Annotated in this window: 12 protein-coding genes, 1 tRNA gene and 1 pseudogene; 4 read left to right on the top strand and 10 right to left on the bottom strand. The window is 72.7% G+C overall.

All coding sequences use genetic code 11. The features are described from left to right. Positions 1-62 precede the first annotated feature (62 nt). Complete coding sequence (locus tag C1A38_RS01555; RefSeq protein WP_102656044.1) at positions 63-809, bottom strand: SAM-dependent methyltransferase; 747 nt, start codon at positions 807-809, stop codon at positions 63-65. 122 nt (positions 810-931) lie between these two features. Here C1A38_RS01555 and C1A38_RS01550 point away from each other — a divergent pair, with 122 nt between their 5' ends. Genes C1A38_RS01550 through C1A38_RS01540 form a run of 3 tightly spaced genes read left to right on the top strand, consistent with a single transcriptional unit; the run spans position 932 to position 2,550 of the window. After that, positions 932-1,822, top strand: a complete 891-nt coding sequence (locus C1A38_RS01550; protein WP_102656150.1) for a universal stress protein — start codon at positions 932-934, stop codon at positions 1,820-1,822. A 42-nt stretch (positions 1,823-1,864) separates the two neighbouring features. Further along, positions 1,865-2,077, top strand: a complete 213-nt coding sequence (locus tag C1A38_RS01545) for a hypothetical protein (protein ID WP_013733925.1) — start codon at positions 1,865-1,867, stop codon at positions 2,075-2,077. Then, positions 2,074-2,550 carry a hypothetical protein gene (locus tag C1A38_RS01540; RefSeq protein WP_102656043.1) on the top strand — a complete coding sequence of 159 codons (477 nt, stop codon included), beginning with the start codon at positions 2,074-2,076 and terminating at the stop codon, positions 2,548-2,550. The genes C1A38_RS01545 and C1A38_RS01540 overlap by 4 nt, the downstream gene beginning before the upstream one ends. Here the strand turns inward: C1A38_RS01540 and C1A38_RS01535 are convergent. Continuing rightward, entirely contained in the window at positions 2,547-2,750 is a 204-nt protein-coding gene (locus C1A38_RS01535) for a hypothetical protein (protein WP_102656042.1), read from the bottom strand. The genes C1A38_RS01540 and C1A38_RS01535 overlap by 4 nt on opposite strands. A 138-nt stretch (positions 2,751-2,888) precedes the next feature. Between C1A38_RS01535 and C1A38_RS01530 the strand changes: the two genes are divergently transcribed. Further along, complete coding sequence (locus C1A38_RS01530; protein ID WP_102656041.1) at positions 2,889-3,536, top strand: hypothetical protein; 648 nt, start codon at positions 2,889-2,891, stop codon at positions 3,534-3,536. 12 nt (positions 3,537-3,548) lie between these two features. Here the strand turns inward: C1A38_RS01530 and C1A38_RS01525 are convergent, their stop codons facing one another. From C1A38_RS01525 to fdh, 8 genes and pseudogenes are all read right to left on the bottom strand, one after another. Then, complete coding sequence (locus tag C1A38_RS01525) at positions 3,549-3,734, bottom strand: hypothetical protein (protein WP_102656040.1); 186 nt, start codon at positions 3,732-3,734, stop codon at positions 3,549-3,551. Between the two features lie 73 nt (positions 3,735-3,807). Then, positions 3,808-4,005 carry a hypothetical protein gene (locus C1A38_RS01520; protein WP_013733930.1) on the bottom strand — a complete coding sequence of 66 codons (198 nt, stop codon included), beginning with the start codon at positions 4,003-4,005 and terminating at the stop codon, positions 3,808-3,810. 51 nt (positions 4,006-4,056) lie between these two features. After that, positions 4,057-5,814 (bottom strand): selenocysteine-specific translation elongation factor, encoded by a 1,758-nt coding sequence (selB, locus tag C1A38_RS01515; RefSeq protein ID WP_102656039.1) that lies wholly within the window; start codon positions 5,812-5,814, stop codon positions 4,057-4,059. Between the two features lie 2 nt (positions 5,815-5,816). Beyond that, positions 5,817-7,121 (bottom strand): L-seryl-tRNA(Sec) selenium transferase, encoded by a 1,305-nt coding sequence (gene selA, locus C1A38_RS01510; RefSeq protein WP_102656038.1) that lies wholly within the window; start codon positions 7,119-7,121, stop codon positions 5,817-5,819. A 22-nt stretch (positions 7,122-7,143) separates the two neighbouring features. Beyond that, positions 7,144-7,239 (bottom strand) — tRNA-Sec (locus C1A38_RS31035). 59 nt (positions 7,240-7,298) lie between these two features. Continuing rightward, positions 7,299-8,312 (bottom strand): NrfD/PsrC family molybdoenzyme membrane anchor subunit, encoded by a 1,014-nt coding sequence (gene nrfD, locus C1A38_RS01505; protein ID WP_102656037.1) that lies wholly within the window; start codon positions 8,310-8,312, stop codon positions 7,299-7,301. Further along, the gene (locus C1A38_RS01500) at positions 8,309-9,226 is read right to left on the bottom strand and encodes a 4Fe-4S dicluster domain-containing protein (RefSeq protein ID WP_102656036.1); all 918 of its coding nucleotides are present in this window, start codon (positions 9,224-9,226) and stop codon (positions 8,309-8,311) included. The genes nrfD and C1A38_RS01500 overlap by 4 nt, the downstream gene beginning before the upstream one ends. 106 nt (positions 9,227-9,332) lie before the next feature. Next, a pseudogene (gene fdh / locus C1A38_RS01495) lies at positions 9,333-12,540 on the bottom strand (formate dehydrogenase); the annotation flags it as partial. Between the last annotated feature and the right edge of the window lie 394 nt (positions 12,541-12,934).

Raw genomic sequence — 12,934 nt, 5'->3', positions numbered from 1 at the left:
ACCATCCTCCGAAAAATACTTGCCCTGGGGCAAGCATCATACGGAGGTGGGGCGACCCCGGGTCACCCGGCCGACCGCACCGCCACCACGCCGTGGAAGGCGTCCGGCACCTCCTCCGGCGCCCCGTCCGGCCGCCAGTGCGACACCGCGACGATTCCCTCCGATGTGGGCGTCCACCGCCCCAGCAGCGGCGCGAACGCCGCCGGTGACCGCATCCGGAACGCCGGCCCCATCATGGCCAGCGCCTCGGGGTGGCCGGCCAGTTCCTCGGTGTCGAAGTCGATGGCCAGGTGACTGCCCACAGCCGACGCCCGGTACAACTCGTCGAGCGTACGGGCGAGGGTCTCGTCGTCGAGAAAGGCGGCCAGACCGAGGAACACCACACCCACCGGCCGTCGACCCCAGCCCGGCACGAAGCGGTGCAGCAACGCCGGATCGATCGTGCCGATGTCGGTGGCGTCACCGTAGCCGTAGCCAGCGCGGTCGCTGCCGGCCAGCAGGCGTTGCCCGAGGCGGATGGTGACCGGGTCCACGTCGGTGTAGAGCACTGTCGCCTCCGGAGCCACCTCGTGCACGTTGCCCATCGTCGGCACCCCCGCGCCGAAGACCAGGAAGCTGTCCACACCGGTCGCGGTGATCGCGCGTACGGCCCGGCCGAGGAAGGCCCGCAGCGCCCGGAAAACCGGCGCGCACGGCCCGTACGCCTGCTCGAAGGCGTGTGCCGCGGCCACGTCGACCGGGTAGTGGTGCGTCCCGCCGAGCCAGAAGTCGATCATCCGTGCCGTGCTCGGCTGGTCGGGCTCCACCATCGACGACGCTCCCTCCCCCGGCGGTCGGGGTCAGCGTACCGACATCGGTCCCCTGGCCGGTATAGCCCCGCTGACCTGCGGCGGCCCGCGATACTGACGCAAACCGGCAGACGGGGGTGGCGGTGGACTCGGCGGTGGTGGTCGGCGTGGACGGCTCCGAGGCGGCACTCGCCGCGGTACGGCTCGCCGCGGCGGAGGCGGCGCGCAGGCATCGACCGTTGCGGGTGGTGCACGCCTTCATCTGGCCGTCGCTGCACTCCCCCTTCACCCCGGGCACCGAGGGCCCGGCCGACGGAGGGCTGCGCGGTCAGGCCCACCAACTCGTCACCGCCGCCGTCGACGAGGCGCAGACCACCGCGCCGGGCCTACGGGTGACCGGTGAGATCGTCGACGGTGCGCCGACAGCCGTCCTGCTGCAGGCCTCCGACGACGCGGCGCTGGTGGTCCTCGGCGACCGTGGGCTGGGTGGCTTCACCGCCCTGGTGGTCGGCTCGGTCGCGGTGACCGTCGCCGCGCACGCCCGCTGCCCGGTCCTGGTGGCCCGCGGTGCCGCCGACCCGCAGGGACCGATCGTGGTCGGGGTCGACGGCTCCGACGTGTCGCGGCGGGCCGTGGAGTTCGCGGTGCAGACCGCGGCGTTCCGCGGCGCCACGGTGGTGGCGACCCACGCCTACCGGCATCCCGCCTCGACCGGCCCGGGCGACATGCAACCCCTGGTGTACGACGAGTCGCAGCTGCAGGCCGAGGAGCAGCGGGCACTCGCGGAGTCCATCACCGGGCTGAACGACCGCTACCCGGACGTGACGATTCGCCGTGAATCGGTGCGGGGACGCGCCCCGAAGGTGCTCACCGAGGCCTCCCGTACGGCGCAACTGCTGGTGGTGGGCGGTCAGGGGCGCGGCGAGCTGACCGGGTTGCTGCTGGGGTCGGTGAGCCGGTCGATGCTGCACCACAGCCACTGCCCGGTCGCGGTGGTCCGGGGGGACGGGGTTGGCCCCCCTCCAGGCGGGTAGACGGGGCGCGTACGTGACCGGCGAGCACCAGAGGAGACAGCGATGCCTGGACCGAGGCCTGGTAGTAACGCCTACGACAAGCAACGCGCCCGCCTGCGCAACGCCCTCGACAACTCCGGTCGGGGCGTCACGGACGAACGGGCCGACGAGGCCGCCAACCGGATCCTGCAGGACGAACGGGGTCAGCGCGGCATCGCCCGGGGCGAGCGCACCTACGGCCCGAAGGGCAACCGTGAACCGGGTGACCCGAAGTGAGCCGCAGCGCGCTCACCGACGGGCTGATCGCGGGGGCGGTGGGCACCACCGCCCTCAACGTCGCCACCTACGTGGACATGACGGTACGGGCCCGACCGGCCAGCCAGAGCCCGCAGGAGAGCGCTGGTCGGGTGGCCGACGTGGCTCACCTGGACCTCGGGTCACCACGACGGGCCGAGAACCGGCTCTCCGGTCTCGGCGCGTTGATGGGGTACGGGCTCGGCGTGGCCGCCGCCGTCGGCTTCGCGGCGTTGACACGGGGTCGGCGGCAACCCGTGCTGCGGGCCGCGGCGCTGCTCGGCGGCGGGGCGATGACCCTCGCCGACGGGACGCTGACCCTGCTCGGCGTCACCGACCCGCGGACCTGGCGGCGCAGCGACTGGCTCGCCGACCTGCTGCCGCACCTCGCGTACGGGCTGACGGCCGCAGCCACCTGGAACCGGCTGCGGCCGTCAACGGCGACCGGAGGTTAGTCCCGGTCGCTCTCGTCCTGCGCGACCGGCTGCCCGGTCGGCCCGTACGGCGACACCTGTCCCCGGGGCACCGGACGTCCGGCGTCGGCCCGCGAGGTGCCACGGTTACGCGGATGACCGGTCGGAGCCGGTCCCTTGCTGTCCTGACTGGTGGCGCCCAGGGCGTTGCGGCGCAACTCCTGCTGCTGCGGGTTCGTCATGGTCGTCTCCCTTCGCCAAGTGGCGGGACGCGACAGTCGACCACGTCCACGAGCGGCTTACCCATCGCCGTCGACCGCATTCCGTAGCCGGCGCTGCGGCCCGGGACTGCTTGGCCGCGCAGCGGGTATCTCCCTGCGATGGGTGACCAACGGGCTGTCGCGCGGGCCCTGCTGACTCGCCGCACGTACGCCGAGGAGGCGGGGATCTCCCTCGCCGACCGGCCTGCACCGCTCTATCAACTGCTGGTGCTGGTGACGCTGCTCAGTACCCGGATCAGGGCACAGGTGGCGGTGGCCGCCACCCGGGAACTGTTCGCCGCCGGATACCGCACCCCGGCGGCGATGGAGGCGGCGAGCTGGCAGCAGCGGGTCGACGCGCTCGGTCGTGGCCACTACCGCCGCTACGACGAGCGGACCGCGACGATGCTCGGCACCGGCGCCCGGCTCTGCCTGGACCGCTGGCACGGTGACCTGCGGCGGCTGCGCCGGCAGGCCGACGGTGACCAGGACCAGCTGCGCCGCCTGCTCGTCGAGTTCCCCGGCATCGGCCCCACCGGCGCGGACATCTTCCTGCGCGAGGTGCAGACGGTCTGGCCGCAACTGCGACCGTACGCCGACCGACGCGCGGTCGCCGGGGCCAAGCGGCTCGGTCTGCCGGCCGCCACGGACCGGCTGGCCGGTCTGGTCGACGAGGGCGAGTTCGGCCGGTTGGCCTCGGCGCTGGTGCGGGTGGCCCTCGGCGAGGAGTCGGCGGGGCAGATCACCCGCAGTGTCGCCGCCGGCTGAGCCCACCGACACTCACTTGGCGGCGTTGCCGCCGGGCTTGGTCAGGTGCCACACCAGCAGCGACGCGAGCAACGCCAGCACCACCAGCCCACCGGAGAGCCCACTGCCCTCCTCCGGGGAACGGCCGGTCGTGCCGAAGTAGATCACCGCCAGGCCGGCCAGCACCGCGAACAGCTTGCGGATACCTCGGTCCTTCACAGCTGGCACGGTAAAGGCGCACACCGGGCGGTTGTGGGCATTTCGCCGCAGGTCCCTCGACCGGGCGATGAGCTCAGTCGGTCTCCAGGTCGTCGAGGGAGATCTTGTGGCTCATCAGCCAGCGGGCCAACGCGGACATGCCGAACAGCCACAGCGGCGCCGACTCGGTGGTGCCGTTCGTGGCGAAGATGGCGAACCGCAGATCCGGTGCCCGGTACGCCTCGATCCGCCACCGGTGCTGCCGGTCCCGCCAGACCGCGCTCGGGTCCATGCCGTCACGGTAGGCGCTGCACCGGCCCGCCGGCCGACGGATGCCGCCAACTCAACTGTCCACCACCATCCGGGTGTCGTCGGGCAGCCGACGGGTGGCGCCCTGCCGGTCCAGCAACTCCAGCAGCGGCACCGCCACCCGACGGGTGGTGTCCAGGGCCTGCCGGGCCGCGCTGAGCGTGAACGGTTGCGGCAGGGTGGCCAGCACCCGTACGGCCTGCTGCGGCGCATCCGAGGGCAGCAGCACGTTGCCGGTCAGCCGCAGCAGCACACCGGCGCGTACCGCGGCACCGATCTCGCGGGTGCCCAGCCCGACGGCGGCGAGCCGGTCGGCTTCGGGTGCGCGGAACGGTCGGGTCGTCAACTCCTCGTGCAGCAGCGCCAACGCGCGAGCCACCGGCTCGGGCACCGCGTCGGTGTCGGCGGTGCCGACCCGGCCGGCCACCAACCGCAGCGGCTCCCGCACCAGCGCCTCCACCAGCGCCCGGTCCGGCAGCTCCAGCCGCTGACGCAGCACCTCCACCGGCGCCCCCGGCTCCAGCGGATGCCGGCGGGCATGCTCGGCGACCGCGTCGGCGAGGCGGCGACCCAGCTGCCGCCAGTGCTCCGGGTCGACCAACCAGTCCCCGCACACCGGTGACCCGGTCACCGGCACCCCCGCCCGACGCAGGTCGGCGGCGCGCATCAGGCCCCGACGGCGTAGCTCGCCGGCCAGGTCGGGACGGCCGTCCATGCTCGCCAACACGGCTGCCCGGGCCGCCGCGGCACCACGGCGACGCAGCGGCGGCGGCGCGACGTCCAGCACGGTGAGTCCACCGGCCACGTGATGGCGGCCGGGGTCACGCAGCAACGCCCGGTCACCGATGAGCAGCGGCAGCGGCCGGGCCAGCCGCAGCCGCAGGGTGTCGACACCCAGGGGGCGTACCCGCACCGGCACCGCCGCCGACCCGATGTGCAGGGTCAGTGTTGCGGGCAGGTCGGCCGCCGGATCACCGGCCAGCCGCACGTCGATCAGGTCGGTGCCGGCGAACCCGTCGGGGGTGAGCAGGGCGTCGCCCCGGGCGATCCGGTCCCGGGGCATCCCGCGCAGGTTGACCGCCACCCGGGCGACCGGCCCCACCTGCTCGCACGGCTGACCGAGCCGGTGCAGGCCACGTACCCGCACCGGCTCGCCGCTGCCGGCCACCACCAGTTCGGTGCCGACCCGCAGCTCACCGGCGCCCAGGGTGCCGGTGACCACGGTGCCGCTGCCGCGCATGGTGAAGCTGCGGTCCACCCAGAGCCGTACCGGGCCGTCGGTCGGTGCGGTGGGCAGCCGGGCGGCCAGCCGGTCCAGCGCCGCCTGCACCTGCGGCAGCCCGGCACCGGTGACCGCGCTGACCGCCACCGCCTCCACGTCGCGCAGCGAGGTCGCCGCCAGGTGCGCACCGGCGCGCTCCAGGACCGGCCCCGGGTCGGCCAGGTCCGCGCGGGTCACCACCAGCAGCCCGTACGCGACCCCGAGCGCGTCCAACGCGGCCAGGTGCTCCGCGGACTGCGGCATCCAGCCCTCGTCGGCGGCGACCACCACCATGGCGGCGGGCACCGGACCGACACCGGCGAGCATGTTCGGTACGAACCGTTCGTGTCCCGGCACGTCGACGAACGCGACAGTGGCGCCGGAGGGCAGCGTCGTCCAGGCGAACCCGAGGTCGATGGTCATGCCCCGGCGGCGTTCCTCCGCCCACCGGTCCGGTTCCATCCCGGTCAGTGCCCGCACCAGGGTGGACTTGCCGTGGTCGACGTGCCCGGCGGTGGCCACCACCAGCATGGTCAGTGTTCTCCCGGCACGGCCAGCACGGCGGCGCGTATGGCGTCGTCGGCGTGCGGCGGCACGCACCGCAGGTCCAGCAGCAGCCGCCCGTGCGTGACCCGACCCAGCACCGGCGGCTCGCCGGTGCGCAGCGGACGGGCGTAGTGCTCCGGCAGGCTCAACGCCCACGAGTCCAACTCCACCCCGGGAGCGCCGCCGCCACCGACGACCGCCACCGACGGCACCACCTCGACCTTGTGCCCGTCGGCCGCGATGGCCTCGCGCAGCCGCTCGGTGCGCTCCCGCAGACTCGCCGGGTCGGTGTGCAGCGCGGCCCGGGTGGGTGTGGCCGGATCACCGAGGGTGGCCGCCAGCGCCGCCAGGGTCAGTTTGTCCACCCGCAACGCCCGGGCCAGCGGATGGCGGCGCAGCCGATCCACCAGCTCGGCGCGGCCGAGCAGCAGCCCGGCCTGCGGCCCACCGAGCAGCTTGTCGCCGCTGGCGGTGACAAGCGCCGCCCCGGCGGTCAGGGTGCTCGCCGCGTCCGGCTCGTCGGGCAGCAACGCATCGGGAGCGAGCAGCCCGGAGCCGATGTCGACGACCACCGGCACCCCGAGGTCGGCCAACCGTCGCACCGGCACCGCCGAGGTGAAGCCGCTGACCTGAAAGTTCGACGGGTGCACCTTCAGCACGAACCCGGTGTCCGGGCCGATCGCGTCGGCGTAGTCGGCAAGGGTGCTCCGGTTGGTGGTGCCGACCTCCCGCAGCCGCGCCCCGGTGCTGACGATCAGGTCGGGTAGCCGGAACCCGTCACCGATCTCCACCAGTTCACCTCGGCTGACCACGATCTCGGCGCCGGCGGCCAACGCGGTGGCCGCCAGGACCAGGGCGGCGGCACCGTTGTTCACCACGTGCACCGCCTCGGCCTGCGGCACGGCGGCGGCCAGGGCGTCCAGCGCGTCACGGCCACGGCGGGCCCGCCGCCCGGTCTGAAGGTCCAGTTCGACGTCGGTGTGCCCGGCGGCGGCGACCATCGCGGTCACCGCCGCGTCCGACAACGCGGCCCGACCCAGGTTGGTGTGCAGCACCACCCCGGTGGCGTTGAGCACGGCACGCGGCGCGGCCGGCGGCAACGCGGCCAGGGCGGCGTCGCGTACCTGATCGGGGTCGATCTCGCCGCGGCGGGCCCGGTCCTGGGCCTGCCGCACGGCGGCCTTCACCCGGTCCCGGCCCAGGCTGACGACGGCCGCGGCCAACCGGGGCTCGGCCAGCAGCGCGTCGGTGCGCGGCACCCGACGCCGTGGGTCGGCGCAACCGTCGCCCATCGGGTCATCTCCTCGGCAGCGTTGGCGGAGACGGACGGGAATCGAACCCGCCTGGCCCGGGTCCCGGACCACACCGGTTTTGAAGACCGGGAGGGGCACCAGCCACCTGAACGCCTCCACCCAGCATTTGATCACAGCCAGCTGGTGATCAGGCCGGGAGGTGGCCGAACGCTGACGCTACGGGGTCGCGGCGGCGCGCCGCCGCGCAAGCCGCTCCCGCTGCGGCAGCACCGTGTACCGGGGGTCGCGGGCGGAGGCGACACCGGCACGGAACACCCCGAACCGGGTGGCCACCGACGCCGCCAGCAACGCCGCACCGGACAACGCCGCCACCACCCGGCTGCGACCACCCAGCACCGCACCGGCCACCCCGACGGCGGTCAACGTCCGCCCGGCCCGCAACAGCTGACCGGCGCGACCGGTCCGGTACGGCTCGCTGAGCAGCCCGAGCCGGCTCTCCACCTGATGCGCGCCGTACAACTCCAGCGCGGCACCGGCCACCGCCATCCGCCGGGCCGGCCCCGCCTGCGCCGGTGGCACGGCGATCAGACCCACACCGGCGCCGCTGGCCAACGCGCTGCCCGCGAACACCACAGGCAGATGGGGGTACGCCTCATGCCACGACGGCACGGCCGTGTCGGCCAGCAACACCCCCGTGTACGTGCCCAGAGCCGGCGCGGTCGCCGCCGCCGCCAACCCGGCGACCCGCCCCACCGGCGGCAACACCCGGCGGACCAGCCCCAGCGGACCCCGGCGCGGCAGCAGGGGCGCCGCCTCGGCGATCGCGGCCAGCCCGGCGGCCGGCCCGTAGGCGGCGAGGATCCACGTCCCCACCGACATCGGGGAGGTCGGCTTGGCCACCCGCAGCATGTGGTGGAAGCGCTCCGGCCGACCCAGATCCTTGACCAGCAGCCCGGCGCTGGCGGTCACGGCAGCCAACGCGGCGACCCGCCCGGCACGCCGCATCGCCGGCCGGCCGGTCAACTGCCCACCGGCGGCCAGCAGCGACGAACCGGCGGCCACCCCGCCGGTGAACAGGTAGGCGGCGATCTCCCAGGTCCACACCGGCGGTTTGAGGATGGGCCGCCCGTAGTAGGAGCTGAACTCGGCCGGCGGCACCGCCAACCCGGCGTCGCGCCGCTGGCGGGACCGGCGGAACCGCTCCCCCACCGGCGGTTGCTGACTGCTCACCGTTTCCCTCCGAGGAACGCCACGACCGCGCCCGCCGCCATGGCCAGCGCCGCCACCCCCGCACGTTTCCACATCTTCGGCAGGTCGTGGGTGGGCACCTGCGGGTCGGGCGGCAGACCGTACACCTCCGGCTCGTCGAGCAGGAGGAAGAACGCACCGTCACCACCGACGCCGTCGCTGGGGTCGTGGCCGTAGAGCCGGGCCTCGGGCACCCCCCGCTCGTGCAGGGTGGCGACCCGGGCGGCGGCCCGCTCCCGCAACTCGTCGAGCGGGCCGTACTGGATCGACTCGGTGGGGCAGGCCTGCGCGCAGGCCGGCGTCATGCCCGCACCGATCCGGTCGTAGCACAGGGTGCACTTCCACACCCGGCCGTCGTCGACCCGCCGGTCGATGACCCCGTACGGGCAGGCCGACACGCAGTAGCCGCAGCCGTTGCAGATGTCCTCCTGCACCACCACGGTGCCGAACTCGGTGCGGAACAGCGCCCCGGTCGGGCAGACGTCCAGGCAACCGGCCCGGGTGCAGTGCTTGCACACGTCCGACATCATCAGCCAGCGGAAATCGCTGCGCCCCTCGGCCGTGCCGGTACGCCCCGGCGGCCCGGACTGCGGCATTCCCAGGAACTGGGTGGTGGTGTCGGCCTGCTCCGATGCGGCGGCCGGCCGGGGTTGCTCGATGAACGCGACGTGCCGCCACGAGTTCGCGGTCAACGCCCCGGTGTTGTCGTACGACATGCCGAGCAGGTCCAGCCCGGAGGTGGGTACGCCGTTCCACTCCTTGCAGGCCACCTCGCACGCCTTGCAGCCGATGCAGACGCTGGTGTCGGTGAAGAACCCCATCCGTGGCGGCGCGTCGACCCAACCGGCACCCGTCGCCGGGTCCCGTGGCGTCGACCGGTCATCCGTGTCGACCATCACCGGTCCCCTCTTTCGTCAGCGCCGGTTTCCCGCTCGCCCGCTGTCTCGCCAGGTTTGTCGATCGGCACGCCGGGGGTGACCGCCGGCGGCACGGCACCGGCCACGATGCCGGCCCGGGTGCGGTAATCGTCCACCAGGTCCCGCAACGCCGGCCCGGTGGGGCGGCGCCCCGGCCGCACGTCACAGGTGCCGATCTTGCTTTCCTGGATCAGCACGTTCGGGTCCAGGGTGATGCCGAACAGGTCGTTGGCCGAGTCGCCGGTCACCAACCCCTCGAACCCGAAGTGGTACGGCAACCACAGCTGGTGAATCACCCGACCGTCCACCCGCAACGGCACCAGCCGGTCGGTGACCAGCACCTTCGCCTCGATCACCGCACGGGCGCTGATCAGGTGCGCCCAGCCGAGATGAGTCAGCCCGGCCACCGCCGCCAACGCCGGGGACACCTCGACGAACATCTCCGGCTGCAACTCCGCCAACGGCGCCACCGTACGGCTCATCCCGCCGGCGGTGTGATGCTCGGTCAACCGGCTGACCGTGAACACGTACGGGAACACCTGGCTGTGTTCCTGCGGCGGACTCGGATTTATCGAGTTCACCGGATGCCGGTACGTCTTGCGGGTCGGGTTGTCCTGCTGACCGTAGAACGAGTTGCGCACCGGCGACTCGGCCGGCTCGTAATGCGTGGGCAGCGGGCCGTCGACCACGCCACTGGGCGCGAACAACCAGCCCTTGCCGTCGGACTGCATGACGAACGGATCGTCGCCGGCCAACGCGGCCGGACCCGTGGCACCCTCCGGCGGCCGGTACGTCGGCGCCTTCGTCACCTCGAAATCCGGCACGTCGTAACCGGTCCACCGGCCCGCCGACTCGTCCCACCACACGTACCGTTTACGTTCGCTCCACGGCCGGCCCTGCGGATCGGCCGACGCCCGGTTGTAGAGCATGCGCCGGTTCGCCGGCCACGCCCAACCCCACTCGGCCGCCACCCAGTCCTGCTCACGACCGGGCCGCCGACGCGCCGCCTGGTTCACCCCGTCGGCGTACACCCCGGCGTAGATCCAGCAGCCCACCGCGGTCGTACCGTCGTCACGGGCCTCGGCGAAGCTGGCGAGGGGACGGCCGGTCGCCACCTCGTACCCGTTGATCTCCCGCAGCACCGCCTCGGCGTCCGGCTCGTCGTGCGGACCGTGGGTGGGATAGTCCCAGGCCAGGTCCAGCAGCGCCCGGTCGCGCGGCAACGCCGACCCGGCCAGCTTCTCCCGCAGCCTGCGGCCCAGGTGGTAGAAGAACCACAACTCCGAACGGGCGTCACCCGGCGGGTCCACGGCCTTCTCCCGCCACTGCACCAACCGCTGCGTCTGGGTGAAGGTGCCCTCCTTCTCCACATGCGAGGCCGCCGGCAGGAAGAACACCTCGGTACGGCACTCCTGCGGCACGATCTCACCGGTGGCCACCTCGGGGCCACGCTGCCAGAACGTCGCACTCTCGATCATGAACAGGTCCCGGACCACAAGCCAGTCCAGATTCGCCATGCCGAGCCGCTGCGCCCGACCGTGCGCCGAACCGACCGCCGGGTTCTGACCGAGCAGGAAATAGCCCTTGATCTTCCCGTCGATCATGTCCAGGACCTGCTGATAGGTGCCGTGGTCACCGGTCATCCGAGGCAGATAGCCGTAACAGAAGTCGTTGTCCGGGGTCGCCGCGTCCCCCCAGTACGCCTTGAGCAGACTCGCCGCGTACGCCCGCGCATTGCCCCAGAAACCCTTCTGGCCGGGGTGCCGGATGGCGTCCACCCAGTCGTCGAAGGTCGGATGTTGGGCGTGGTGCGGCATCGGCAGATAGCCCGGCAGCAGGTTGAACAGGGTCGGGATGTCGGTGGACCCCTGGATGCTGGCATGCCCACGCAGCGCCAACACCCCACCACCGGGGCGACCCACGTTACCCAGCAACAACTGGATGATCGCGCCGGTACGGATGTACTGCACGCCGACGCTGTGCTGCGTCCAGCCCACCGAGTAGATCAGGCAACCGGTCCGCTCCCGACCCGAATTCTGCGTCCACGCGCGGGCCAACTCCAGGAACTTCTCCTGCGGCAGACCACAGACCCGCTCCACCATCTCCGGCGTGTAGCGGGCGAAGTGCCGCTTGAGGATCTGGTACACGCAGCGCGGATGCTGCAACGTGTCGTCCCGCTCGACCTGCCCGGCGATCGGCGCACCATGCGACTCGTGCCGCAACCCGGCGGCCGTGTCCCGCTCCGTCGCCGTGTGGCCGCTGCCGGAATCCCGCTCGTGCCCGGCGTACTGCCAGCTGTCCTGCACGTAGCTGCCGGTCTCCGGATCGAACCCGGAGAACAGACCGTCGGCGTCCTCGGCGTCGACGTAGTCCTCGCTGACGATCGTCGCCGCGTTTGTGTACGCCAGCACGTACTCCCGGAAGTCCAACTCGTTGCTCAGGATGTAGTTGACCACCCCACCGAGCAACGCGATGTCCGAGCCCGCCCGGATCGGCAGGTACGTGTCAGCCGACGCGCTGGTCCGGGTGAACCGGGGATCGACATGGAACACCTTCGCCCCGCGCTTACGCGCCTCCATCACCCACTGGAAGCCCACCGGGTGGGCCTCGGCCATGTTCGAGCCCTGGATGACGATGACGTCAGCGTTCGCCACGTCCTGTTGGAAAACCGTCGCGCCGCCGCGACCGAAGCTGGCCCCCAGACCGGGGACGGTGGCGGAGTGTCAAATCCGCGCCTGGTTCTCGATCTGAAGTGCCCCCATCGCGGTGAACAACTTCTTGATGAGGTAGTTCTCCTCGTTGTCCAGCGTCGCCCCGCCGAGGCTGGAGATGCCCAACGTACGGTTCAGCGGGCGACCCTCGGCGTCGACGTCCTCCCAGGTCTCGGCACGCGCGGCGAGAATCCGGTCGGCGATCATGTCCAGCGCCGTGTCGAGGTCCAGGTCCTCCCACTCGGTGGCGTACGGCCGCCGATACCGCACCGTCGTCTGCCGCAGCGGACTGGTCACCAGACTCTTGCTCGCCGACCCCTTCGGGCAGAGCCGACCACGGGAGATGGGGCTGTCCGGGTCGCCCTCGATCTGGGTCACCCGGTTGTCGGAGACGAAGACCCGCTGCCCACAACCGACCGCACAGTACGGGCAGACGGAGCGGGCCACCCGGTCGGCGTCCTCGGTGCGCGCAGTGAGCCCGGCCGAACGAGCGGACTGCGCCGCCGCGCCCCGGCCCAGCGGATCGGTGCCCGTGAGCTGCCGGTACACCGGCCAGCCCAACAACACGTCCCGCAGACCCACGCTCGTCACCTCCGCCCTTGATCCTTCCCCCTGACCTTAGGGCAGCGGGGCGCGGTCGGACAGGCGGGCCGACAGAACTCGGGAAACAGCACACCGCCCCCGGCCCGTTGACGGGGCCGGGGGCGGTGCGTGGGTGTCGGTGTGCAGGTCGCCTCTCGGCGAGTGGCGCGACGCGGCTCCAGCCGGACGGTATTCCGCGAAGGCAAATTAGGTGAGGCCCGGGGACACTGGATCACACCGACGCTCGGTACAACCGACCCACGCCCGTTCTTGTTCCCACTTGCTGTCGGCTCACTCCCACTTGTTTTTGTGGGGCGGTTGCGGTGGGGCTGGGGCGATCGTGCCCGGCTTCGGGCGGTCAGGCTTGATCCCTACGCCGGGCACGGTCGCCCCA

The sequence above is a fragment of the Verrucosispora sp. ts21 genome (assembly GCF_002879555.1).
In the GTDB taxonomy this organism is placed as follows: Bacteria; Actinomycetota; Actinomycetes; order Mycobacteriales; family Micromonosporaceae; genus Micromonospora; species Micromonospora gifhornensis.
This window is presented reverse-complemented; position numbering and strand designations above follow the sequence as displayed.

What these genes read in the sequence shown, in the direction of transcription:
- C1A38_RS01555 (WP_102656044.1), bottom strand. Translation starts at nt 809, where the DNA reads ATGGTGGAGCCCGACCAGCCGAGCACGGCACGGATGATCGACTTCTGG.
- C1A38_RS01545 (WP_013733925.1), top strand. Translation starts at nt 1,865, where the DNA reads ATGCCTGGACCGAGGCCTGGTAGTAACGCCTACGACAAGCAACGCGCC.
- C1A38_RS01535 (WP_102656042.1), bottom strand. Translation starts at nt 2,750, where the DNA reads ATGACGAACCCGCAGCAGCAGGAGTTGCGCCGCAACGCCCTGGGCGCC.
- C1A38_RS01530 (WP_102656041.1), top strand. Translation starts at nt 2,889, where the DNA reads ATGGGTGACCAACGGGCTGTCGCGCGGGCCCTGCTGACTCGCCGCACG.
- C1A38_RS01520 (WP_013733930.1), bottom strand. Translation starts at nt 4,005, where the DNA reads ATGGACCCGAGCGCGGTCTGGCGGGACCGGCAGCACCGGTGGCGGATC.
- selB (WP_102656039.1), bottom strand. Translation starts at nt 5,814, where the DNA reads ATGCTGGTGGTGGCCACCGCCGGGCACGTCGACCACGGCAAGTCCACC.
- selA (WP_102656038.1), bottom strand. Translation starts at nt 7,121, where the DNA reads ATGGGCGACGGTTGCGCCGACCCACGGCGTCGGGTGCCGCGCACCGAC.
- C1A38_RS01500 (WP_102656036.1), bottom strand. Translation starts at nt 9,226, where the DNA reads ATGGTCGACACGGATGACCGGTCGACGCCACGGGACCCGGCGACGGGT.